General features: G+C 55.9%; 18 protein-coding genes. 10 read left to right on the top strand and 8 right to left on the bottom strand.

What is annotated here, in order from left to right:
* Nucleotides 1-10: 10 nt before the first annotated feature.
* The 4 genes from KKH3_RS19220 to cpxR form a co-directional block, all read right to left on the bottom strand.
* Nucleotides 11-799 carry a DUF3142 domain-containing protein gene (locus KKH3_RS19220; protein ID WP_039363416.1) on the bottom strand — a complete coding sequence of 263 codons (789 nt, stop codon included), beginning with the start codon at nucleotides 797-799 and terminating at the stop codon, nucleotides 11-13.
* Complete coding sequence (locus KKH3_RS19215) at nucleotides 769-2,943, bottom strand: PA5441 family protein (protein ID WP_039363414.1); 2,175 nt, start codon at nucleotides 2,941-2,943, stop codon at nucleotides 769-771. Before KKH3_RS19215 ends, KKH3_RS19220 begins: the two co-directional genes overlap by 31 nt.
* 188 nt (nucleotides 2,944-3,131) lie before the next feature.
* Nucleotides 3,132-4,502, bottom strand: coding sequence for an envelope stress sensor histidine kinase CpxA (gene cpxA / locus KKH3_RS19210; protein ID WP_039363412.1), 1,371 nt, complete (start codon nucleotides 4,500-4,502; stop codon nucleotides 3,132-3,134).
* On the bottom strand, nucleotides 4,499-5,197 hold the full coding sequence (cpxR, locus tag KKH3_RS19205) for an envelope stress response regulator transcription factor CpxR (RefSeq protein ID WP_010281574.1): 699 nt from the start codon (nucleotides 5,195-5,197) through the stop codon (nucleotides 4,499-4,501). The genes cpxA and cpxR overlap by 4 nt, the downstream gene beginning before the upstream one ends.
* Nucleotides 5,198-5,350: 153 nt before the next feature.
* On the opposite strand from cpxR, the gene cpxP reads away from it, so the two are divergent.
* The 5 genes from cpxP to KKH3_RS19180 all read left to right on the top strand — a co-directional run bounded on the left by cpxP (nucleotide 5,351) and on the right by KKH3_RS19180 (nucleotide 11,176).
* Nucleotides 5,351-5,860: a cell-envelope stress modulator CpxP gene (gene cpxP / locus KKH3_RS19200; protein WP_039363410.1), complete on the top strand. Its 510-nt coding sequence runs from the start codon at nucleotides 5,351-5,353 to the stop codon at nucleotides 5,858-5,860.
* Between the two features lie 390 nt (nucleotides 5,861-6,250).
* Nucleotides 6,251-7,438: a sugar transporter gene (locus KKH3_RS19195; RefSeq protein ID WP_039364355.1), complete on the top strand. Its 1,188-nt coding sequence runs from the start codon at nucleotides 6,251-6,253 to the stop codon at nucleotides 7,436-7,438.
* A gap of 205 nt (nucleotides 7,439-7,643) precedes the next feature.
* A complete protein-coding gene (fieF, locus tag KKH3_RS19190) occupies nucleotides 7,644-8,546 on the top strand; it encodes a CDF family cation-efflux transporter FieF (protein WP_039363408.1) in 903 nt (300 codons plus the stop codon).
* A gap of 206 nt (nucleotides 8,547-8,752) precedes the next feature.
* Nucleotides 8,753-9,715 carry a 6-phosphofructokinase gene (gene pfkA / locus KKH3_RS19185; RefSeq protein WP_010306854.1) on the top strand — a complete coding sequence of 321 codons (963 nt, stop codon included), beginning with the start codon at nucleotides 8,753-8,755 and terminating at the stop codon, nucleotides 9,713-9,715.
* A 531-nt stretch (nucleotides 9,716-10,246) separates the two neighbouring features.
* Nucleotides 10,247-11,176, top strand: a complete 930-nt coding sequence (locus tag KKH3_RS19180) for a LysR family transcriptional regulator (RefSeq protein WP_039363405.1) — start codon at nucleotides 10,247-10,249, stop codon at nucleotides 11,174-11,176.
* Here the strand turns inward: KKH3_RS19180 and KKH3_RS19175 are convergent.
* The 4 genes from KKH3_RS19175 to KKH3_RS19160 form a co-directional block, all read right to left on the bottom strand.
* Nucleotides 11,163-11,891 carry a DUF6250 domain-containing protein gene (locus KKH3_RS19175; RefSeq protein ID WP_039363400.1) on the bottom strand — a complete coding sequence of 243 codons (729 nt, stop codon included), beginning with the start codon at nucleotides 11,889-11,891 and terminating at the stop codon, nucleotides 11,163-11,165. The genes KKH3_RS19180 and KKH3_RS19175 overlap by 14 nt on opposite strands.
* Nucleotides 11,891-14,674, bottom strand: coding sequence for an exo-rhamnogalacturonan lyase family protein (locus tag KKH3_RS19170; RefSeq protein ID WP_039363397.1), 2,784 nt, complete (start codon nucleotides 14,672-14,674; stop codon nucleotides 11,891-11,893). The genes KKH3_RS19175 and KKH3_RS19170 overlap by 1 nt, the downstream gene beginning before the upstream one ends.
* Nucleotides 14,675-14,678: 4 nt before the next feature.
* Entirely contained in the window at nucleotides 14,679-16,949 is a 2,271-nt protein-coding gene (locus tag KKH3_RS19165; protein ID WP_039363395.1) for a TonB-dependent receptor, read from the bottom strand.
* Between the two features lie 86 nt (nucleotides 16,950-17,035).
* The gene (locus KKH3_RS19160) at nucleotides 17,036-18,043 is read right to left on the bottom strand and encodes an ABC transporter substrate-binding protein (protein ID WP_039363392.1); all 1,008 of its coding nucleotides are present in this window, start codon (nucleotides 18,041-18,043) and stop codon (nucleotides 17,036-17,038) included.
* 457 nt (nucleotides 18,044-18,500) lie between these two features.
* Here KKH3_RS19160 and KKH3_RS19155 point away from each other — a divergent pair, with 457 nt between their 5' ends.
* Genes KKH3_RS19155 through KKH3_RS19135 form a run of 5 tightly spaced genes read left to right on the top strand, consistent with a single transcriptional unit; the run spans nucleotide 18,501 to nucleotide 22,899 of the window.
* On the top strand, nucleotides 18,501-19,364 hold the full coding sequence (locus KKH3_RS19155) for an energy transducer TonB (RefSeq protein ID WP_039363389.1): 864 nt from the start codon (nucleotides 18,501-18,503) through the stop codon (nucleotides 19,362-19,364).
* 10 nt (nucleotides 19,365-19,374) lie between these two features.
* The gene (locus tag KKH3_RS19150; protein ID WP_039363386.1) at nucleotides 19,375-20,091 is read left to right on the top strand and encodes a MotA/TolQ/ExbB proton channel family protein; all 717 of its coding nucleotides are present in this window, start codon (nucleotides 19,375-19,377) and stop codon (nucleotides 20,089-20,091) included.
* A 1-nt stretch (nucleotide 20,092) separates the two neighbouring features.
* Nucleotides 20,093-20,494, top strand: a complete 402-nt coding sequence (locus tag KKH3_RS19145; RefSeq protein ID WP_039363383.1) for an ExbD/TolR family protein — start codon at nucleotides 20,093-20,095, stop codon at nucleotides 20,492-20,494.
* Between the two features lie 21 nt (nucleotides 20,495-20,515).
* Nucleotides 20,516-22,123 carry an ABC transporter permease gene (locus KKH3_RS19140; protein WP_039363380.1) on the top strand — a complete coding sequence of 536 codons (1,608 nt, stop codon included), beginning with the start codon at nucleotides 20,516-20,518 and terminating at the stop codon, nucleotides 22,121-22,123.
* A gap of 17 nt (nucleotides 22,124-22,140) precedes the next feature.
* The gene (locus tag KKH3_RS19135) at nucleotides 22,141-22,899 is read left to right on the top strand and encodes an ABC transporter ATP-binding protein (RefSeq protein WP_039363377.1); all 759 of its coding nucleotides are present in this window, start codon (nucleotides 22,141-22,143) and stop codon (nucleotides 22,897-22,899) included.
* The last annotated feature ends 162 nt before the right edge of the window (nucleotides 22,900-23,061 follow it).

The following is a 23,061-nucleotide window of genomic DNA, read 5'->3' as shown; positions in this document are numbered from 1 at the left end:
CGATTGCTTGCTACAGTCTGCCGGTGGCGGATTTTTTCAGGGGCGGATTCACCAGAAACACCACTTCCCCGCGATAATAGGGTGAAGTGGCAAGGCGCTGCTGCCACTGCGGTTCCCACTTGCCGTGTTGTACCAGCCCTACCCGGAAAGGCAGGGCTAGCTTCATCAGCGCGGGCAGGTAATCGGCGTAGTTGGTAATGGTGCTGCGCCCCTGATAGGTCTGCACCACCACTTCATCCAGCTTGCCCTGTAAGCGGTTCAACGCCGACACATCACCGGTTTTCGACCAGTCGAGCAGCCCGGTAATACTGAGCTGACAATCGTCGGGTAAACGCGTTCGCAATTGCGTCAGAAACGCGACATAGCCTGCCAACTGATAGCTTTTCGCGTCAAAGTCGATCTGAATCCCAACCACCTGATTACCGTGTCGTTGCCACTTTTCCCGTAATTTTAGTATCCGGTTCAGGTGGCGATCGGAAAGCTCCAGCGTGGTCATGCGGAAAGCCAGCCAGACGCGGTTAACGCGCAGCTGGCTGGGGGGAATTCCCTGACGCAGGAAAACGACCTTGCCCTGACGGCGCGCCACTTCTCCCTGATGCAGGTAAAGCGTTTGTGCCTGATGCAGAATCGTCTGGGGTCGCACCGCCGCCCACAGCCAGAAATCCTGATAGCGCGCCGCGTCGACGATGGATTGCGCTGACGGTGCAGGGTTAACGGAAGCGGCCTGCGTACAGAACGAGAGCAGGCTGGCCAATACGATTAACGGTGTTACCAGTAATACTCGAGCTTGTCTGCCCACTCGCTGCCTTTGTACTTGGTTTTCAATTGGGTAAACCAGGCTTTGCGCGTCGCTTTGCTGATGTCCTGTGGGCCACAGTCGTTATAGCCACTCGGCGCATAGCAATAGACCGCGCGATACAGGGAATATGTCTTGTCTTCCGGCGGGGCTTTCGGATCGGCAATCACCCGCATATAACCATCCAGACGGTTATATTCGGTACCGACGAACTGCGTTGGTGCGTTGGTGAGCCCGCTCAACATGTTGCCTTCGCCCCAGTCGAAGCCCACGCTGTTATTGGTGCGCAGGAAAAATTCGCCGAGGCAGTTAATCGCACGGGCGTCATTCGGGCGTTGATTCAGCGTCGTGACCACGTCATTCAGCGCTGGACATTGGTAGCCTTCTTCGGTGTCGCTGCCATCCCAGTCAAATGCCGTCAGATCTTCCTGATTCCAGCTTTGGTTTTCGCTGCTGACCAGCGGCGCGATGTCTTTTCGCAACTGAACATCTTTGAGATAGCTGGCGTAATCACCGTGGGTCAGCGACTTGGTTAACAGCGTATGCAGCGCGATAGCCCGTTCTTCATGGGTTTGCTGTGGTCCGGTTTGCTGGCGTAACAGCTCGGCGTTGGCGCTAACTTTCAGCACGGCAGAACGAAAACGCAGGTTTTTCACCGGACTATCGGCGGCAAAGATCCGCTCTGGATGACCCGCCTTGACCAGCGTTTCCGCCAGCGCCAGTTGCAGGAACTGATTTTGCGTGTATCCCGTATTGCGCATTAGCAATTGACGCCAGTGCGCTTCCGCCTCATCCCAGCGCTCCAGGCGCACCAGCGCCCGACCGCGTAAGACTTGCAGGCTGAAACGCACGGTATCGGTCAAATCGTTCGACTGTGTTGCAGGAACGCTGTTAACCACGGCGGCGTAATCTTTTTGATCATAAAACAGCTGTGCGGCCTGAAGGTAGCTAAACGCTTCCTGCATGTTGTCGTGCTCAAACAATGGTTTCTGCGCGGCCAACTCGTCAACGGATAAGGCGGGCAGTGCCAGCCAACCTTCATCGGAACGCAGGCGCTTGAGATCTTGCACCATCGTCAACGGCGCGCTTTCCGGTGCGCTGGTAAATTGTCGATTTTCCAGCAGTTTGTTGTCGATCTCATCGCTCAATTCAAGGAGGTCTTCAATGTCGGCGGTGTTGTTCAGCTCGTGTTGGTACGTTTTCGCCAGAGCATTCGTATCATTCATGATCCAGTATGCACGGCGGTACAGCCCGTTAGCGGACTCAATGTATTGCCCTTCGGGATACTGCTTCAGGTAATCATCAATATGCTGAACGGCCAACTGAGCGGCAGCCTTATCGGCTTTACTGGCATCAAACATGTTGTACTCATCTAGCGCGTTTTCCATGGCTTTATTGATCGCGACGCGAATCAACATATAGCGCGAAGTTTCCGCCACCCACGGCTGTGGTGAGGATACCAACGCCTGAAAACTGCTTTCCGCCTCATCAAAGTGACCCTGATAAAACGCCAGACTCGCGAACAGATAGTGCATCAGTACGCCGGCATGTCCCTCGTCCGGCAGACTGGCAAGACCTTCGTTCAGCGCCTCTTTGGTATACAGCGGGTTGAGGAGATTCACCCGCTGATGTGCCAGCAGTGTGCGTTGCTCATTGGTGAGCTGTTTGTCTGCCAACAGAACGTCAAAAAACGCTTCCAGCGTGGAGAGCGCGTTGGAAATATGCCGTCCTTCGTTGTCGTCAGGCGAAAACGTGGAGAGGGTGCCTTGAACGGACAAAGGAAGATTCAGTTGCTTCGCTTTGTTGAGCGTCGAGAGGTAAGGTGCATCAGCCGTGACATCTTCTCCCGCCTCTGACGTCTGAGGTGTTTCCGTAGCCGCAATCCCCATGACCCGATAGGCAGTGAAAGGATCGATACGTGAACGCGTTTGATCGGGTAAAGGATGGGGTAACGGAAGCGACATGTTGTGAAGACGGCTTTGCAGCAACATCAGGTTAGCACGCGTGTCATTGCCCGGCTGCAAATAGGGCAGCGCGGACACGCCACATTCCGAGTCGGAAAAGCCGCACACTCCATCGCTGGAACTGAATGCCTGACTGCTCATTAACGCGGTCAGTACGCCAGCCAGCAGCGTTACTCCTTTCATGGTTGGTATCCTTCATTCAACACGGATCTTGCCTGTTTCGGCATGAGTGGCGATTACTCTACGCAATTGCCTAAAAAACTCAATCCAGTATAACCGTGAGAAGATAAACAGAAAGTGACAGGTGCCCATGTCGGGCACCTGAGAGCGTTATAGAGGGAAACGTCGGCGGTGGGAAACTCTCGTCCGACTTAGCGTTGATGCAACGGCAGCCAGATGATCAGGCGTAATCCACCCAGCGGGCTGTCTTCTGCTTTTACCCAGCCTTTGTGCTGTGTAATGGCGGTTTCCACGATGGCGAGCCCTAAACCGCTGCCGCCGGATTCGCGGTCACGCGCTTCATCCGTACGGTAGAACGGGCGGAAAATCTGTTCGCGATCTTCCGGGCTTACGCCGGGGCCATCGTCATCCACTTTGATGGTGATGCCCTGATTATCCACTGAGAAGGCCACTTCGATGTGGTTGTGAGAATAACGCAGCGCGTTGCGCACGATATTTTCCAGCGCACTATCGAGCGAGGCTGGGTTGCCAAAAAGTGTCCACGGGCCCGGAGGATAGGGCACTTCCAGCGTTTTTCCCATTTGCTCGGCTTCAAAGGCGGCATCATCCAGCACGTTGCCCCACAGTTCATCGGCACGCAGGAACTCACGGGTCAGTTCGTTCTTGTGCTGATTGCGTGAGAGCACCAGCAGATCGTTAATCATGCTGTCGAGCCGCTGGGTTTCCGTCGCGATGCGGTTCAGCTCATTGCCTTCACCCTGACGCCGACGCAGCAGCGCTGTCGCCAACTGCAAGCGTGTCAGCGGTGTGCGCAGCTCATGGGAAATATCGGATAGCAGACGTTGCTGTGCGGTGACCATCCGCTCCAACGCGCTGACCATCTGATTAAAGCTGACGCCCGTTGCCTGAAACTCCTGTGGACCCGACTCCAGCTCAGGGTGCTGGCGTAAATTGCCTTTAGCGACTTCGTCGGCAGCATGTTTGAGCTTACGGGCGGGTTTTGCCAGACTCCAGGCGAGCCAGAGCAGCAGCGGTGAACTGATCAGCATGGTGAAGATGAGCAGTAGCAAAGGGCGGTCAAACAGCAGGCTGATGAAATCTGACTGCGGGCTGCTGGCGGGACGAATCAGGTAAAGCTGGTAGTTGTCGTCACCATCGCGGATCGCAAAGGGGCCAAGAAGCTCAATGCGGCCGTAATTTTTCTTTTGCGGATGATCGGCGTTATCCGACAGCCCGATAAAATTACGCACAATCGGGGTTTCATGCTTTTCTACGCCGAAGATCCGGCCTTCACTGGTGACCAGAAAAAGGCGCTGCCCTGGTGGAGCCCACTTTTCCAGCACCCAGAACAGCCGTAACCACCAACGCAGATCGTTGGCGGGCGTGTTGGCGAGGTCTGCTTCAATGTGCTGTTCCAACATGATGCCCTGCCGCTGCTCGTTTTCCAGCAAGGCGGTAAGCTGGCGCGAGTCCAGCTTGGGCACCATCAGAACCAGCATGAGTACCAGCGCCAGTGTTAACCAAAAAATGGCAAAAATACGAGCGGTCAAACTATTGATCATGCAGCCGATACCATCAGGTAGCCTCGCCCACGCAGCGTTTTAAACCAGGGCAGACCGTCCTTGCGCTCTGGCAACTTACGTCGCAGGTTCGAGATATGCATATCGATCGCGCGGTCAAACGGGGTTAGCCGTTTCCCCAGTACTTCCTGACTTAGATGCTCGCGGGAAACTACCTGTCCCAGCCGCTGTGCCAGCAGATAGAGCAGCGTAAACTCGGTGCCCGTCAGATCCAGCACGATATCGTCAAAGCTAGCTTCCTGTCGTCCGGGGTTCAGACGCAGGCCATCGACTTCCAGCGTTGGCGCGCTATTATCGCCTGCCTGCTGTTGATCGGTCCAATTGGAGCGGCGGAGAATCGCGCGGATCCGCGCCACCAGTTCTCGGTCGTTAAAGGGCTTCGGCAGGTAATCATCGGCACCCAGTTCCAGACCAAGAACGCGGTCCAGTTCGCTGCCGCGGGCGGTCAACATGATGACCGGTGTTTGGTGCTGCTGTCGTAGTTCTTTTAATGTATCGATACCGTTTTTCTTCGGCATCATCACGTCCAGTAATAACAGGTCAATCGTGTTATCTAATACCTGTAGCGCCTGCTCGCCGTCGTAGGCGACGACGACGTTAAAACCTTCCATTTCGAGCAATTCTTTTAGTAAAGCTGTCAGCTCTCTATCGTCATCAACCAGCAGAATTTTATTCATGTTTTCTCTACCTCCAAGGGCAAAATACGACATAGATTAGCGCTATTCCATGACTTTACGTAGTTTTACATCCTCTGACGCATGTTTGCAGCAAGATGCGTAGACTCCTGCTCATTGATTCACAAAATGACGTACCGCTCTGGAGAGTTATTGATGCAACAGTTCGCAACCTTATCTCTTGCTTCACTGCTTATGTTAGGCACGTTTACCGCCTTTGCAGCAGAAAATGGAGACATCCCGGCGAGCGGCTGGCATATCGATGATTCCGCCATAAAAGGCGCACCAGGCCAGCAAGGTATGTTCGATGGCGTTAGGCTGACTGAGCAACAGCGTCAGCAAATGCGTGATTTGATGCACCAGAGTCGTCAGGACAAACCGGCGTTTAATGCTGAAGATGTTAAAGCCATGCATAAGCTGGTGACGGCAGAAACGTTTGATGAAGCGGCGGTGCGAGCGCAGATAACCCGAATGATGAGCGTGCAGCTTGAGCGTCAGATTCAGATGACCCGAGTACGCAACCAAATGTATAACCTGCTGACGCCAGCGCAGAAAGAGATATTAGAGCTGAAGCATAAGCAACGCATGAAAGAGATGCAGCAGCAGATATCCATGTTTAACCAGATGGCCGCGCCGGCACCAGGTATGACAAGCAATCCCGAGTAGTAGCGCTAGTGTAGTAAGTAGTAAACGTAGTGCAGTCCGAGTAGTAATGTGTAGTAGGTACACACCCTGTTTTTCCTTGCCATAGACACCATCCCTGTCTTTTTGCCCTCCATGATGGAGGGTTTTTTTTGTCTAAAATTCGGCACGAAAAAGACAGCGTAAGGGAGTAGTAAAGAGTAGAATGTGAGCACCAAAAATGATGCTCATGAATGTTCCCTTACCTGTCTTCAGGCTTTTGGCTGACATTCTCATAAAAGCACGCTGAAATACCCTTGGCCGCTCGCCGATTACACGGCGATGTCATACTTTCCCTGTACCATTGCTTCATCGCGTTAGCCTCTGCCACGACAGGTGACGCATTCTTTTATTTTAACTTTTGATATCAATACCATGACCCGTTCTCCCCGTTCGACCGCCTGGTTACGCGTCGTCAGCCTTTCTCTGGCGGCCTTCATTTTTAACACCGCCGAATTTGCCCCTGTCGCGCTGTTGTCAGATATCGCTGCCAGCTTTTCCATGAGTGCGGCGCAGGTCGGGCTGATCATCACGATTTACGCCTGGGTGGTGGGGCTGATGTCGCTGCCCTGCATGCTGCTGTCCAGCGATATGGAGCGACGCAGCCTGCTGATCAAAATCTTTATCCTGTTCGCCGTCAGCAATGTGTTGTCCGGGCTGGCCTGGAATTATTGGGTGCTGGTGATCGCCCGTATCGGCGTAGCGCTGGCTCACGCGGTGTTTTGGTCGATTACGGCATCGCTGGTAGTGCGTTTGGCACCTGCGGACAAAAAAGCGCAGGCGCTGAGCCTGCTGGCGACCGGCACGGCGCTGGCGCTGGTACTAGGGTTACCGCTGGGACGCGTGGTCGGGCAGTATCTGGGCTGGCGTGTGACGTTTGTCCTGATTGGTCTGATCGCCGCGGCGATTATGCTGGGCCTGATGAGGCTGTTACCTGTGCTGCCGAGCAGCAATTCCGGTTCGTTGAAGAGCTTGCCTCTCCTGCTTAAACGCCCGGCGTTACTGTGCGTGTACGGCCTGACGGTGATGATCGTGACGGCGCATTTTACCGCCTACAGTTATATTGAGCCGTTTATCCAGAAAGTGGCGTTGTTAAGTGAGAATTTCACCACCATCCTGCTGCTGATTTTTGGTGGTGCCGGCATCATTGGCAGCATGTTGTTCAGCCGCTACAGCAGCAAATATCCGGCGGGCTTCCTGATTGTGTCGTTCGCGTTTCTGGCGGTGTGTTTGCTGTTATTGCTGCCGCTGTCATTCAGCGGCTGGAGCCTGTCGACGCTGTGTATCGTCTGGGGGATCGCGATTATGGCGTTGAGCCTGGGTATGCAGGTCAAGGTCTTGACGCTGGCATCAGATGCGACCGACGTGGCGATGGCGCTCTATTCTGGGATTTATAATATTGGGATCGGCGGCGGTGCGCTGCTGGGCAATCAGGTGATTGTCCATTTGGGGCTGCCCGACATCGGCTTCATCGGTGCGGCGATGGCGATACTGGCAACAGTGTGCTGTATTTTTACGTTTGTCCGCTATTCCCGTGTGTTAAAAACGTCATTAACGAGCTGAGTGCAGGCCATTATCAGGCTAATGCCGATCGTTTAAGCATTGAGATACACGGGGCGACCACAGGGGTGAGGCCTCCTGCGGGAACCTCGCCCTGTATTTCCCCTAATATCGGGCTTAAGTGACCAATATTAGGCCATTATCAGGCGGCTTTTTGTCTGTAAAGGTATCCGTTTCCTGTAAGGACATCATCTTACGTGAGGGCATCATGAATCCACACTATGCGCGTTTGGTGACACTGGCTGCCGTGAGCGCAACGGCCGTGGCGCTGGTGCTGTTCATAATAAAGGTGTTTGCCTGGTGGCACACTGGTTCGGTGAGTCTGCTGGCGTCGTTGGTTGATTCGCTGGTGGATATCGCTGCGTCGCTGGTGAACCTGCTGGTGGTGCGCTATTCGCTGCAACCGGCGGATACTGAGCATGCGTTCGGCCACGGTAAGGCAGAATCGCTGGCTGCGCTGGCGCAGAGTATGTTTATCTCCGGCTCCGCGCTGTTCCTGATCCTGACGGGGCTGCAACACTCGCTGGAACCGCAGGCGCTACGTGCGCCGGAAGTGGGCATGTGGGTGACGCTCATTGCGCTGGTGGCCACGCTGCTGCTGGTATCGTTCCAGCGCTGGGTGGTGAAGCGTACGCACAGTCAGGCGGTGCGTGCGGACATGCTACATTATCAGTCCGACCTGTTGATGAACGGTGCGATTCTGGTGGCGCTGGCGCTCAGTTGGAAAGGCATTATGCGCGCCGACTCCCTGTTTGCATTGGGTATTGGCGGCTATATTTTATATAGCGCGTTACGCATGGGGTATGACGCCGTGCAGTCGCTGTTGGATCGCGCACTGCCGGAGGACGAGCATCGCGCTATTGCTGAGGTGATTGTGAACTGGCCGGGTATTCGTGGCGCACATGCGTTGCGTACCCGACGTTCTGGTCCAACGCGCTTTATTCAACTGCATCTGGAAATGGATGACACCCTGCCGCTGGTTCAGGCACATCAAATCGCAGACGATCTGGAGCAGGCATTACGTGAACAGTTTCCGGGTGCTGATATTATTATCCATCAGGATCCAGTTTCTGCCGTGCCAGAAAATCAGCGTGGCAGATTGACGGCGTAGCCAGCCATGTTTCAGCATTTTATGTTAAAAACGTGATACGCCATGAAAATTTATGCACAATTTAGCCTGACCTGAATCAATTCAGCTTCGGGTGTTTGTTATAATATGCTAATAAAAGAACAAGGCGTTGCCGCCTGTTGCACGGCGGCGGTGAATTTACGATAGAAGAATCCTGCAAAATTACATCTACAAGTCCAGAGGTTGTCATGATTAGAAGAATCGGAGTGTTGACGAGCGGTGGCGATGCGCCAGGTATGAATGCGGCAATTCGTGGTGTGGTTCGTGCTGCGCTAACGGAAGGGCTGGAAGTTTACGGCATTTATGATGGTTATCAGGGCTTGTACGAAGATCGCATGGAGCAGTTGGATCGCTACAGCGTATCGGATGTGATTAACCGTGGCGGCACGTTTCTGGGTTCCGCGCGTTTCCCGCAGTTCCGTGATGAAGCGGTGCGTCAGGTTTGCGTAGAAAACATGAAGAAACGCGGTCTGGATGCGCTGGTTGTTATCGGCGGTGACGGTTCCTATATGGGTGCCAAGCGTCTGACCGAAATGGGTTTCCCTTGTATCGGCTTGCCCGGCACCATCGATAACGATGTTGCGGGTACGGACTACACCATCGGTTACTTTACCGCGCTGGAAACCGTGCTGGAAGCGATTGACCGCCTGCGCGACACCTCTTCTTCACACCAGCGTATTTCCATTGTTGAAGTCATGGGACGCCACTGTGGTGACCTGACGCTGGCGGCTGCGATTGCTGGCGGCTGTGAGTTCATTGTTCTGCCGGAAGTGCCATTCAGTCCGGAAGATCTGGTCTGCGAAATCAAAGCGGGCATTGAGAAAGGCAAGAAGCACGCGATTGTGGCTATCACCGAACTGGTGTGCGACGTCGATGAACTCGCGAAATACATTGAGAAAGAAACGGGACGCGAAACCCGTGCGACCGTACTCGGCCACATTCAGCGCGGCGGCTCGCCGGTTGCCTACGACCGTATTCTGGCCTCGCGCATGGGCGCCTACTCTATTGAGCTGCTACAGCAGGGCTACGGCGGCCGCTGTGTTGGTATCCAGAATGAGAAAATGGTGCACCACGACATCGTTGATGCCATTGAGAACATGAAGCGTCCTTTCAAAGGCGACTGGCTGGATACAGCGAAAAAATTATTCTAAGAAATCTGATCCTCCGTCTCTTCGTCCATTTTATGCGGACGCCGAGGCGGTTTCGTGCGCGGTAATGTCGTTATTTTCATGCTACCTCGTAGCACGCGCCCGACACGGGGCGGCTTAAGCGCCGCTCGCCCCGTGACCCCTTGGCTTTTGGCGCGAATTATGCCGCTACGCGGTGCCTTCGTCGGTATCTGGCTTAACGGACCGCTTGCGACACGTTTACTCGCCCCATAAATGAGGCTCGCCCTTCGGGCCAGCACGAGTGCTGTTCAAAAACGTCTCTGACGTTTTTGTCCGACGTGGCGCAAGCTTGAGCCGCGTCCCTGCGGCTCATCCTAAGCCCGCTATCTCCTCAGCATAATTTTTTACGCCGGATAACGGCAAAACTCGCGATGCCTCTGGATTGGCGTATAAGAGACCGCGCTGCATATATAACCGGTAAGAATATAAAAAGCGGTTTTATTATTTTTTCTGTACGATCAGACCTGCTAGCCTGCAAATTCTTTCCGTCCTGATGACACGCCGACTGCCGCTATGAATATCGATCTTCGCCAACTGCGCCACTTTATTGCCCTGATTGAGCATCGCAATTTTACGTCGGCGGCACAGGCGATGAAGCTTTCCCAATCTGCCTTCAGCCGCAGCATTCAGTCGCTGGAGCAGACCATCGGCACCCGCCTGATTGATCGCATGAACCAACTGGAGCCGACGCCGAAAGGGTTGGTGGTGCTGGAACACGCGCGTCGCCTGATTAATCAGACGCACGATCTGTTTAACGATATCCAGCAGTTTAATGAGAAAGAGGCGGGCGAAGTGAATTTTGGCTGTGGCCCGGCCCCCGCCGCCTGGCTTATGCCGCAGGTGATCGGGACGTTCTCCCGACATTACCCAAAGGTGCGGATGGTTTTTCGCGTCGATAATTGGCAGGCGCTAGGCCATCGGTTGATGGCCGAAGAGCTGGATTTCATTGTGGCGGATATGCGCAACTTTGAATTCGATACCCGCTATCGGGTTCAGCCGCTGAGCCAGCACCGCTGGGGATTTTGCTGCCGTAGCGGGCATCCATTGGCGGCGCAGGAAGAAATAACCGTCGAGCAATTTTTTTCCTACCCGCTGGCGGCAACGATACGCCCTCCCAACCTCCACCGTGCGCTGGTACAGCTGAGCGGCAAACTGGATATTCGCACCAGCATTGAGTGTGAAAATGGCTACAGTCTGCTGGACGTGGTACGCCATTCGGATGCCATCGGGACGACCAATCATTTCAACGAGCCCGATCGGCACGGTATTCACATGTTGAAGATTGCTGGTCTGGACGATAATACCGACGAATTTTATACCCATTACGGCATTATTTATCTGGCAGACGCCCGCCTATCGCTGCTGGCACGCAAGCTGATTGAAACTTTTGTGCAGGTCGACAGCGACCTGCACGGTACACCAGTGGCGCTTACAGCGGAGTGATGCTGAATTCGCTGATTTCCTGACGCGAAAATACCGTCCGAAAGCCGAAATACCCCGGAGCGGGCGTGCTCGGATAGCTGGCATGAAAATAGAGCACATCGTCGACCCAAAAACGGGTTTCCCGCCGATCCACTTCAATCACGATGCGATAGCGATGATTCGGTCGCAGCAGATGTGCGGCATCGGTGTACTCACCGAGCAGCAGACGCTCGCCGTGACCGTCGTAATAACGAAAGCGCGTAGTGCTGTTCCAGTTGCCGCCCATACCGACATAGTACAGATTCAGGCTGTCATATTCGTTGAGCTTGCCGTACCGGGTAAAAAGGTTCGAATGATGCAGGTCACGCGCGGCCCAGAACTGGTTGAGGTCGGACACGCGGTCGTAGGGACGATCGGCGACCAGAATCTCACGCGTGAAGGCGATGCGATAAGTGCCTGAGAGCGGCGCATCCAGCCAGAGCGTTAGCCCGGCGGCGCTTTCCAACGTCAGGCGCTCAGGCGTGGTCTGGATCGCCGTGCGGTCAGGGTCCTCCTGCTCCACCTGCCAGCGTAGCGGCTGACCCGTTGAATCCGTGGACCAGATAAACGTTGAACGGTGTGGCGAATCGATAATCTCATGCGTGCTGCCTGCCTGCGGTGACAGGAGGAGCGTGTTTTCAGTACAGCTTGGGTCAGTCATGGTGATGTCCTGTAGCGTGCCGCCGGGTGGCGGCATTAAGAAGAGGGAATGTCGTCCAGCAAGGCCAGCAGGGCGATGGCTGTTAATCCCCATTGGGCGACGGCGTTGGTCGCCAGATTGGCGGCTGTGGTGCTGCCGGAATGTTTATCGATGGTGGAATCAATCAGCGCCTCATTGATAGGGTAAAGCACGGTGGGGGGCGTTAAGCGCCGCTGTTCGAGCGTCGGATGGGCGATACCACCGCTGCCCGCGGTAAATTCTGCCCAGGCGCGCTGCGCTAGCGTGCGATCGTTTAAGCGTCGTGCGGCAAAGGCGGTCAGTCGGGCATGTCCCTGAGCCAGATTGAGCTTTTTCACCGTCTTACCCACGACTGCGCTTAACGCGGCGGGGTCGTTATACAGCCGACAGTAGTCAAGCCATGCACGAGTAAAGGCAGGGTCGGGCAGCGCTTCAATCAGCTCACTACAGATTTCTGTCAGGCCAAAAACCGCACTCAAATGTGAAATTTCCACCTGATCCGGAGGTGCCAGTTCGATACGGCCCGTATCGGGGTCGATAGCCGATCCGCCGGTGAAAAAGCCGTGCGGCTGGGCGGCAATGGTTTGCATACTGGTCAGCAGGCGTTCACGTATTGCTGGATCGCCGTGCCGCTCCCAGGCGGTTAGCCAGGCTGCGGCTACCGCGCCCCAGTCTGTCCCGAAACTCAAGCTGACATGATGCGGATCGGCGGGCGATGTCTGCCCAATCTTGCGGCCGGGCAGCACGGTGCCGAGCGTACGCAGTGCCTCGATCTGTTCGTCCATCAGGTCACCGATACGTTCATCAGCGGTGAGATAGTAGAGAAAGCGGCGGTTGGCGACGGTAGAAATGCGCAATTGCTTGGCGCTGTCGCCCCAGTGGCGGACATTGTGCCGCGACCCCAGCGGACTAAATTGCCCTAAGTGGTGTACGTCAACTTCGCCCGTGTGGCGCGTCATGGCTTCTGCCATACGAAATGCCTCGGCGCGTCCGCTGTGCAGGAAGTAATACCAGAGCCACAGATCGGTGCTGAGTTCCGAGTTGTCCCACGCATAGCCGCCCACATCGTAGCGCCAGACGTGACGGTCGCTGTCATAGGTATGCATGACATCGCCGAAATCCCAGAAGCCGTACCATTTACGCTGTTCGACTTCCTGCTGGTAGATATCGAAATACGCATCTAGCTGTTTCTCCAGCCTGATGCGGCCGGGCGTGGTGGCAGAGGAAGAGGCGGGTGCCCACAGCGGACCAAACGCCTGTGCGCGGTGTAGATCCTGTGCGTCCGCGACCAGCAGTGGCGGTTGCTGCATGCGCCGCGCTCGATTCACCAGATTTTCCGCATCAGGCGTCGCGGGCAGTACATCGATAAACAGTTCGCTGGTGCGTGCCACGCCGACCGCCGAACCGAAGCCCGGCTCGTAATCTTCATAGGTGATCGCCAGCCCTTCACGCTGTTTTTCATGGGTATCCTGGCCTAAGCCGTCATGATAAAAGCGCATATCCATCGGTTCTGCCCACGGCGACCATAGCCAGAGCGTGACGGTCGCTACGTCGGTGTGAGCATTGTCGATTTCCAGACTAGCCGGATAGCTCTGCCAGAAATTTCGCAGGCCGAATGCCACGCCGCCAGTTGGCGTGCCCAGATAGCCAACGCCTGCCGCCCGGTCGCCCGTTGCAGAAAGCAGCCAGCCCTGTCCGGTAGCGGTGCGTTTGTGTATCTGGAAGCCGTCGGGATGGTGCTGCGTCAGGCGGTAGCTGCCAAACGCGGGAATGTAATCCAGCCGTTTCCCGACCTCCGGCGAAAAATCCGCGATCGGTGGTGTAGCTTGCCCGGCCAGTTGTGCCGCGATCACCGCCGTGCCGGGATCGCGACGTAGCCCACTCAGACCACGTACCGCTTCACGAAAGAGTCCACCCTGATCCGAAACGAAGCGTACGTGGCGATCGTGCAGTTCCCCCTGTAGCGGAACGTCAAACGCTAGCCCAAGTCCTTTCAGGCTGATAAGGTCGTCGTCATTGTCATAGATCAGGGTATGTATGACGCGCAGCGAGTCGGTGTTCGCATAGCTATACAGCCGGATAATAAAGGGGATGTGTGCCACCCCCTGTTGTTGCGCGTGGTGCGTACCGCGTATCGCAATCACCGCCCGCTGTGGCCCGCTTTGTTCCACCGTGACGGTGTCGATCACGCCCTGATAGGCATCCTGCGTCAGCGTGCTATCCACCTCCGCACCGCGCTGCATGCGCAACACCAGCCTGCCGTTGGTTAACGCCAGCCGATTATCCCGCCAGATTTCTTCGATCAGGCGAGAGCCTGATCGTGGAATCACGCAGCGAATGCGGCCGGTATCCACCGTCCAGCCGTGGTCATGCTCGCTGACCATCCCGGAACCCGATGATGGCTCCTCTGCTTTGGCTGTTGGCCGCAGCGTTAGCCCGTCTTCCGGCGGGATCTCGCCACCTAACGCATGCGCCGACCATTTAATCGAGCCGTCCGGCCAGCGAGCCAGCGGCCAGCTTTGCAGGTCATAAGCTCGCTGTTGCGCATCATGCAGTTGGAAACCACTGTCGTTGCGTACCGCCCCCTGAGGCCAGGGAACGCCCCAGGTTACGCCGGTGAAGGCGAGAGGCCGCTGCCCGTCTAGCCAGTGCAGGCCGACCTGCGGTGCCGATTCGCCAGCATAGGCAGAGGCTGGGGCCAGCGGCGTGGCGGCGTGCGCAGAGCTCCAGAACGGTGCCGACAGCGCCAGCAGCGTGCTGTCGCGCAGGAAACGTCGGCGTGAGTAAGTCATCTTGTCCATGACATTAGCCCTTGAAATCGTAGCCAACTGATATGCCGACCATGCGCGGTTCACCAATCACGCCCGTTGTGGCGCTGGAGCCTCTGACCGAGCGGTAGTAGTTTTTATCCAGCGCGTTTTTCACCCACAGCGACACGTTCCAACGGTTGTCGCCTTGCTTGCCGCTCAGCCCGCTAGACAGGTTCAGGACGCCGTACGATGGAATACGGTTGGATTCGGAATCGTCGAGCGTGCCATAGGCCCAGCTCCGCCATGACCATTGACCGGAAACCGAGGCTTGCAGGTTATTTGGCGTATCCCACTGATAACGTACGCGCGTGTTGTAGCTCAGCGTGGGGGATTTAAAGACGCGCTTTCCAGACATATCGCACGAGACGGCGGAGATTTCTGCCGGGCAGCGGGCGTTCGGGAAATTCAGGTAGCGGGCATCCAGAACCGTACCGGCCAGACTGATGCTCAGGCCGTCAACGGGGCGCAGCGTTAATTGCGTTTCGCCGCCGCGCGAGCGGAATTTCCCTGCGTTAATCAGATAGCTGGTATCCGTTTCTTCGTCATAGGCGTTGTTCTGGAAATCTTCGACGACGCTCCAGAACAGCGCGGTATTCCATTCCACTTTGCGCTGTAGCCAGTGAGTTTTGACGCCTAGCTCTGCCGAACGGGTTTTTTCTGGATCGACATACAGCGAATCGATGCCTAGCTGTCTTGCTGCACCAGCCGACACGTTCAGGCCGCCGGATTTTTCCCCGTAGCCCAGCGTGACGTACGGTGTGACATTCGGTGCCGCGAACCAGTTCAGACTGATGGAGCCAGAAGGCAGGTGGTTGGTTTGCGAGAGTGGGCCTGAATCAAAGGTGGCGCGATTTTTTCGCTGGAATGTCCCCTCTTTTTTCTCATAGGTCTGACGCAGGCCGACAATGACATCGAGTTTATCGGCGGCATGCCAGGTCCCGCGGCCATAGACGGAATAGACGGTGTCATCCAGCGTGCCGAAGCGCTGAACGTTAATGCCCTGATAACCATTGCCGACCCACGTCCTCACGCGGTTGTCGTTGTAGTAGCGGCTGTTTGCCTCGGTATCGAGGTTTTCTCCCCAGTAATCGACGCCCAGTGAATAATCGAAGGTATTGCCTTTGGGTGAATCAAGCCAAAAACTTTGCGACCAGACGCGATCGCGTACGTCAGCACCGCTATCGCGATAGAGCGGGATATTCCAGTTATCCGCCGTGCTAGGCAGCACGCGGAAATAGCGCAGTGACGACAGGGAGTTGAGGCTATAGCCGCTCTTCAGCTTCCAGTTGGCCTCTATCGAGCCACCGCCTTGTGCAACGCGAATCACGTTCTCGTCATCCATCGCGACCTGACGGCCACCAACGACCTTCAGGCCGGTTTGTGCTGCACGATTACGAAAATCGTCGGTTGCGCTCACCAGCACGGAGACCGGACGCTGGGTAGAATCGCTATAGTCGCCAGTGATTCTGAGGCTAAAGCTGTCATTGGGCTGATAAAGCAGCTGGCCGCGCACGCCGTTATTAGTACTGCCTCCCAGCTTATGGCCGTTTTCGATATTTGTGACGTTCCCCCCGCGCTCCGTGCGCGACAGGTTGATACGTCCTGCCCAGTGGTCGCTGAGTGGCCCGGATGCCATCAGTTTGGATTGCAGATAGCCACGTTGTCCGAACGATTGCTCCAGTGAATATTCAGGCGTAAAGGTCGGCTTACGGGTGCGAATATCAATCGCGCCGCCAGTGGTATTAAAGCCATAGGCTGCGCCCTGCGGGCCTTTCAACACGCGGGTGCTGTCGATATCCAGCAAATCATTAGAGATGACGCCGGGGCGGGACAAGTAAACACCATCGACAAACAGACCCACGCTGCCCGGCATACCGATGTTGGTGCCGCTCTCGCCGCCGTCGCCAATCCCGCGAATGGTCACCGTGGTGTCCATCACATCGACGGTATCGACATCCAGCCCTGTCACCAGTTGCGACAGTTCTTCAAAGCGGTAGATCCGCTCTTCTTCGAGCGTTTTGCCATCGATCACCGAAGCCAGCGTGGTCGGCGGCTGAACGGGCACACGCTGAGCGTTAACTTTCACGCGTTTCAACTGGACGGGGGCGGTGGTTGCCGTCTCGGTACGGGGAGTATTATCCGCGGCGATCTGCGGGTCAGCTGCCCGCGCTATCGCGGGCAGCGTTAAGACGCAGCTCATTAAAATGCCTGACGTTATGTTGCGCTGGTGTTTTTTTAAATACTGTTGGTGTCTTTTAAAATACATGGCTTCTTCCGAATGTCGTCAATAGGCTGCCGATTGCCGTGAAATTCACGGCAATACGTGGGCTATAATTTTTTGGGGGGTATAAATTACTGTGTGGCTTTCAGATAAGAATCATCCAGCCATTTATCGACATCAAAAGGCTGCCGAATAAGGCGTGATTCATAGGCCAGTTTTACCGCACGTTTTAATTTATCCACATAGGCGGTATCTAATTCGGGTGAAAGACGCTCAGATAATGGCGGTAAGGTATCCCATTCGACGCGTAATATATTTTCCGGGTAGCCTGACTGGGTGGCTAAGAGTCGAATAAATTCATCTTTATTTTTAGCATCGCTGGCCCAGTTTGCTGCTTCGCGCTGGACTTTAACTAAGCGCCGCAGAATATCCTCGTTGCCTTTGGCAAATTTCTCATCCACCAGCAGGAAGCCGCTGAGTTGGCCTGCGCCGCCCAGGTCACGGCTCGACAGCGGAATATCCGCCAGCCCTTTATCCCGCAGCGAAAGCGTATTGCTGCCGCCCCAGGTGGCGTCAATTTGCCCGGCGGCTAACGCCGCACTGGCTGCCGCGAAATCGAGATTGATCAGCTTCACGTCAGAAGGTTTCAGACCCTGTGAATCGAGCGCGCTAACGAAAGACAGCTCGCCTGCTGTTCCGCGAAAGATCCCAATACGTTTGCCTTTCAGATCGGGTATTTTCTCAATGCCGGAGCCTTTCGCCACCGCCAGATAGTGATTGATGCCGCGTGATGCGACGGCGATTACTCGGGTATCCAGACCGCGAGAACGGCCGATAATGCTGGCTAAATCACCCAGATAGGCCACGTCAACCTGATGGTTACCAAATGCTTCGTTAATGACGGGGCCAGCGCCTTTAATGAACGTCCAGCGCACGCTAATCCCATCTTTGCCGAACTCGCGCTCCAGCAGCTTCTGGCTGTGGATGACGTCAAGCAGGCCGCCGCCGCTGGGTTTTGTGCCTGCACCAATATCCGGCGCGGCAATACGAATTTCAGTGATAGCCGATGCGATGCCTGACCAGGCCATACCCATTGCCAATAAGCCGGTCACTAACCATTTTCGTCCTGATGTTGTCATGTTTCGTCCGCCAGTAATGAGGTGTTTGAATGTGAGCGTGTGAATATCAATGTTGTTATTGCGCCGATTTAGCACGGCGTCATATCGTTGCAGAACCACATTTAAAGGCTTGGCAATAAACTGACTAATACAAAAAAAGCATTATTATTTTTAGTAAATCGCTAAATCAGCATTCATCGCTTATTTCATCGTTATGCAGCGAACGAAAAAAAACTATTCCAACTATGCATTAGCCTAGCGGGACTTATTGCCTTTAGTTTGTCGTTAAACAATGGACGCGATTATCTTTCCGATGAAATAGATAATTAAATGAATATCGATATACAGATACATACGTTGACTTTATTAAGCGCTCGGGAAGAATCGATTATTCCACCGCTATTTCAGGTCATCTATCCATGACGCCTGCAATTTGAAGTATGACGGGTATAAATAAACACGGTCAGGAGCACTTACCATGACGGAATTACTCTATGCGGGAGCGGCGTCAGGATCCCGGTCTTATTCACCGGAGCCGACTCCGCACGCCAGCCGGGTGAGCGGCGTCGTGCAGCCGCGCTTGCCGACGTTGAATACGACGGTTTCGTCTCGACCGGAACGCTGGCTGGCAGTGATAGCGACGTTGCTATTGCACGCGGCGGTGCTGGCGTTATTCAACAGTACATCGACACCGCCCGTTACGGTGCCTGCCCGGCCACAGCCTGTCAGCGTCGAGCTGGTTGCGGCTGCTGCTGAACCGGTGCTGCAAGCCCAGCCTGTCGAACCTGAACCTATTGAGCCTGACGTCATAACGCCACCGCCGGAACTCGCTCCGCCTCCTGTCGACAAGCCGGTGGATAACAACGCGCTGGTGCCGCCAGTGCCGGAGAAAAAAGAACCTGAGAAAAAGCCTCAACCCGTGCCGAAAAAGGTTGCGGTGAAAAAGAACCCGCCCGCGCCGACGCCGAAACCTCAGGCGGAAGCCGCATCGGCAACGGCCCCGATAACACCTGCTCCGGTGGCGCAAAAGGCCGTCGCACAGCCCGTTGATGCGCCGTTGACGCCGCCGCTCGCGAATGCTGATTACCTGCACAATCCCGCACCGTCTTATCCCGACGTGGCGATTAGCCGTGGTTATGAAGGCACCGTGCTGCTGAACGTGCAGGTGCGTGCCGACGGCAAGGTGCAAACCATTCGGATCCATCAATCAAGCGGTTATCCCTCGCTGGACGATGCCGCCAGAGACACGGTGCGGCGCTGGTCTTTCGTTCCGGCGCGCCGTGGCAGTCAGTCGGTTAGCGGCTGGGTGGTGGTTCCCGTCGATTTTTCGCTAAATTCATGAGGTATTGGTTATGACGCTCGGACACATTGAACTCTTTTCTGCGGAAGGCGCGGTGATCTTGTTGCTGCTGCTGTTTTCTCTCGTCACCTGGGGGCTGGGGCTATTGAAATTCGTCCAATACGGGCGGGCGCAGCGGCGCGACCGACGTTTTCGCGCCGCCTTCTGGCAGCAGGATGACGTCAGTCAGACGCCAGAAACCAGTGCAAAACAGCCCGGTTCACTGGCCAATTTGGCGCTGGCTGCCATCAAAGCACCGGAGCGGATTAGTGGGCAGCTTGCGCTGAATAGTCATCTGCCCGATCGGGTTGAGCGGGCGCTGCAACAGCAGATTCAGCGTGAACGCCGTTCGCTGGAAAGCGGGCTGGCGGTTCTGGCCAGTATCGGCAGCACGTCGCCGTTTATCGGCCTGTTTGGCACCGTCTGGGGGATTATGGCGGCGTTGCAGGAGATTGGGCTTTCGGGTTCTGCCAGTCTCGACACCGTTGCGGGGCCGATTGGCAATGCGTTGATTGCCACCGGAATTGGGATCGCCGTCGCGGTTCCTGCGGTGCTGATCTACAACTACTTTTTGCGCCGCCTCAAGTTGGCCGTCGCAGATATGGACGACTTTGCCCATGACGTTTACAGCGTGATGCAGGCGAACGATTTTCATGTCAGCACGTTTCATACCAGCGCGGAGCCATCGGCCACCGCTTTCTCCGTGAAGAACCTGAGAGAGGTGGTCTGATATGGCATTTACCTCGCGTAATGATGAAAACGTCATGAGTGAAATGAATATCACGCCGCTCGTGGATGTCATGCTAGTGCTGCTGGTGGTGTTTATTGTTACTGCACCGATGTTGACCAATGCCATTCCGATTCAGCTCCCGAAAACGTCGGCGGTGGCACCGGCCGATCGCGCCGATCCGGTGGTGATCAGCATTGATGGCGAGCAGCGTGTGTTCATCAATAAAGAGAATCTGGCACGCGAACAACTGGTGCCGCGCTTGCAACAGGCTAAAGCGAGTAACGCGGATCTGGTGGTGCAGGTGCAGGCGGACAAAGAGGCGAATTACGGCGAGGTTGCCGCGCTGCTGGCCGATGTCGAGCAGGCGGGGATTACCCGCCTATCCCTGCTAACGCAAAAATAACGTAGCCGGATACCGACGATCATGATGCCTAAATACCCGTTGCGGATACGCTCCGCCCCCGATGTTTTGCTGACCGCCACGCTATCGGCGGGATATTCCGCATTGGTCATGTCATTGATCGTGTCGCTCGTCGTGCCGCTGCTGGTGCTCGCTGGCTGGTGGCTGGCCAGTCGCCACGGATGGATGTCTGAACAGATTCTGCCTTCGCCGCTGGCCGTCATCGATAGCGCGCGGGCTTTTATCCCCGAAGAGCTGATTCACCAGTTGCCTATCAGCCTGATACGGCTGGTGATTGGTTTTAGCGGTGGGATCGCGCTGGGTCTGGTGCTCGGCAGCCTGTTCGGTCTGAATCGACGGCTGAATGCGCTGTTTATGCCGCTCTTCACTGTCATCGCGCAGATCCCGACGCTGGCTTGGATCCCGCTTTTGATGCTGTCGCTGGGTATTGGCGAAGCACTGAAACTGGTGGTGCTGGTGAAATCGGTAACGGTGCCAGTAACGCTTTATACCTGCGCGGGTATCCAACAGACACCGCAAAAGTTGCATGAAATGGCGCGTAGCCTGCGTTTACCCCCCACCGCCTTCCTGCGTTATCTGATTCTGCCTGCGATGCTGCCTTATGTGATGACGGGCATTCGGTTGGCGTTTTCTACCGGATGGGTCGCCTTGATTGCGGTCGAGTTGCTCGCATCCAGCGAAGGGCTGGGCTATCTGCTGGTGCAAAGCCGCCAGCTGTTCATGCTCGACCTGGTGTTTGTCTGCATTTTGATTATTGGAATACTGGGCTTTGCCGGAGAACGCGTGCTGTTGAAGCTGGAACGTCGCTGGATCCACTGGCCTGCGCCGGTGTTGGGGCGCGATAGCCTGAGCACTGCGTTGCCGAGCCTGTCGCTGACGCCGTGGTTAGCGCCAGTGGTACTGGCTGCGCTGTGGCAGGTTAGCAGCGTACACGAGTGGATTAATGTGGCTTTTCTTCCCTCACCAAGCAGCGTGATAGACGCACTGTGGACGGGGTTGGCTCAGGGCGCGCTGTTGGCCGATCTCCAGGCCAGCCTGTTGCGTGCGCTACAAGGCTTTATGTTGGGAAGTGCGATCGGCGTGCTGGTCGGTGCATTGCTCGGCGGCTGGCGTATCGCCGACAGGCTGTTTAATCCGGCGCTGTCCGCGCTGCGCTGTGTGGCGCTATTTGCCTGGCTGCCGCTGATCACGGCCTGGTTTGGTTTAGGAGAGAGCGCCAAAATCGTCTTTATCGCCGTGGCGGCGTTTTTCCCTGTGATGCTGGCAACCCGTCAGGGGATTGCCCAGCTTCCGCCTGCGCTATGGGAAGTGGCGCAGGTTCTGCGTCTGACGCCAGTGCAGACGCTGCGCACGCTGATACTGCCCAGCGTCTTGCCACCGCTGTTTTCCGGTCTACGGCTGGCGCTGATGCATGCGTGGACGGGCGCGATTGGCGCAGAATACTTTATGCCGTCGGGCGAGGGGCTGGGCGGCATGATGATTCGTGCCCAGCAGTTGCTTGAGTCTGACCGCATCATGGCGGGCGTGGTGCTGATTGCCGCAGTGGCCGCGCTATTTTCCCGATTGATTACCTTGTCTGAACGGCGGCTGACCCGCTGGCGCTTTGCGTGACCGTTAACGGAGAATCTATGTCCCTGCATTTTCAGCACATTACCAAACATTTTACCGTCAACGGCGCACCGCTGACGGTGTTACAGGATATCGATCTGTCGCTGCATGCCGGTGAACTGGTTGCGGTCATCGGTGCCAGCGGCTGTGGTAAATCGACGCTGCTGCGTTTGGCGGCCGGAATTGATACCACGGAACGTGGGCGCATTCTGATTGGCGATCGACCTGTGCGCGGTATTCCCGACGATGTCAGTCTGGTGTTTCAGGAGCCACGCCTGTTTCCGTGGCTCACCGTGACGGACAATATTCGCCTCGGTATGCTCAACCTCGCGCTTTCTCCTGCGGAAGTGACGCGCCGTATTGCACACTATCTCCAGATGATGGGGCTGGAAGGCTTTGCCGACGCGTGGCCGCATCAGCTGTCGGGCGGAATGGCACAGCGTGTGGCGATCGCTCGTGGGCTGGTATCGACGCCGCGCATTCTCTTGCTGGATGAACCTTTCGGCGCGCTGGATGCGCTGACTAAACAGCAGTTGCAGGAACGTCTGGCAGAGATTCGCCAGCAAACGGATTTGACGATTCTGCTGGTGACGCACGATGTGGAAGAGGCCGTTTTTCTGGCGGATAGAGTGGTGGTGATGTCGCCCCGACCCGGCCGGATTAGCGCGATTCTACCTGTGACGCTGACCTATCCTCGCGACCGCACCAGCCCAACGCTATTGGAGCAGCGGCAAGCGGTCAGTCAGGCTTTACATCAGGCGGATGCTGTTGCGGCCTGATGCTGCTACCTACCGCTTTCTTCTCAATCTTGATCATCGATAGAAACCGCCGTGAAAAGGCGGTTTTTCTTTTCTGCCCGTCACGCGAGATCATGCATTTTCAGCATAGTGAAGTGCTGTGATTAACTGGCATAATGCGCATGTCATTTTCGGTCAATACCT

It is taken from the genome of Pectobacterium actinidiae, assembly GCF_000803315.1.
In the GTDB taxonomy this organism is placed as follows: domain Bacteria; phylum Pseudomonadota; class Gammaproteobacteria; order Enterobacterales; family Enterobacteriaceae; genus Pectobacterium; species Pectobacterium actinidiae.
The sequence above is the reverse complement of the archived record's forward strand: the minus strand, read 5'-3'. Positions and strand labels throughout refer to the sequence as shown.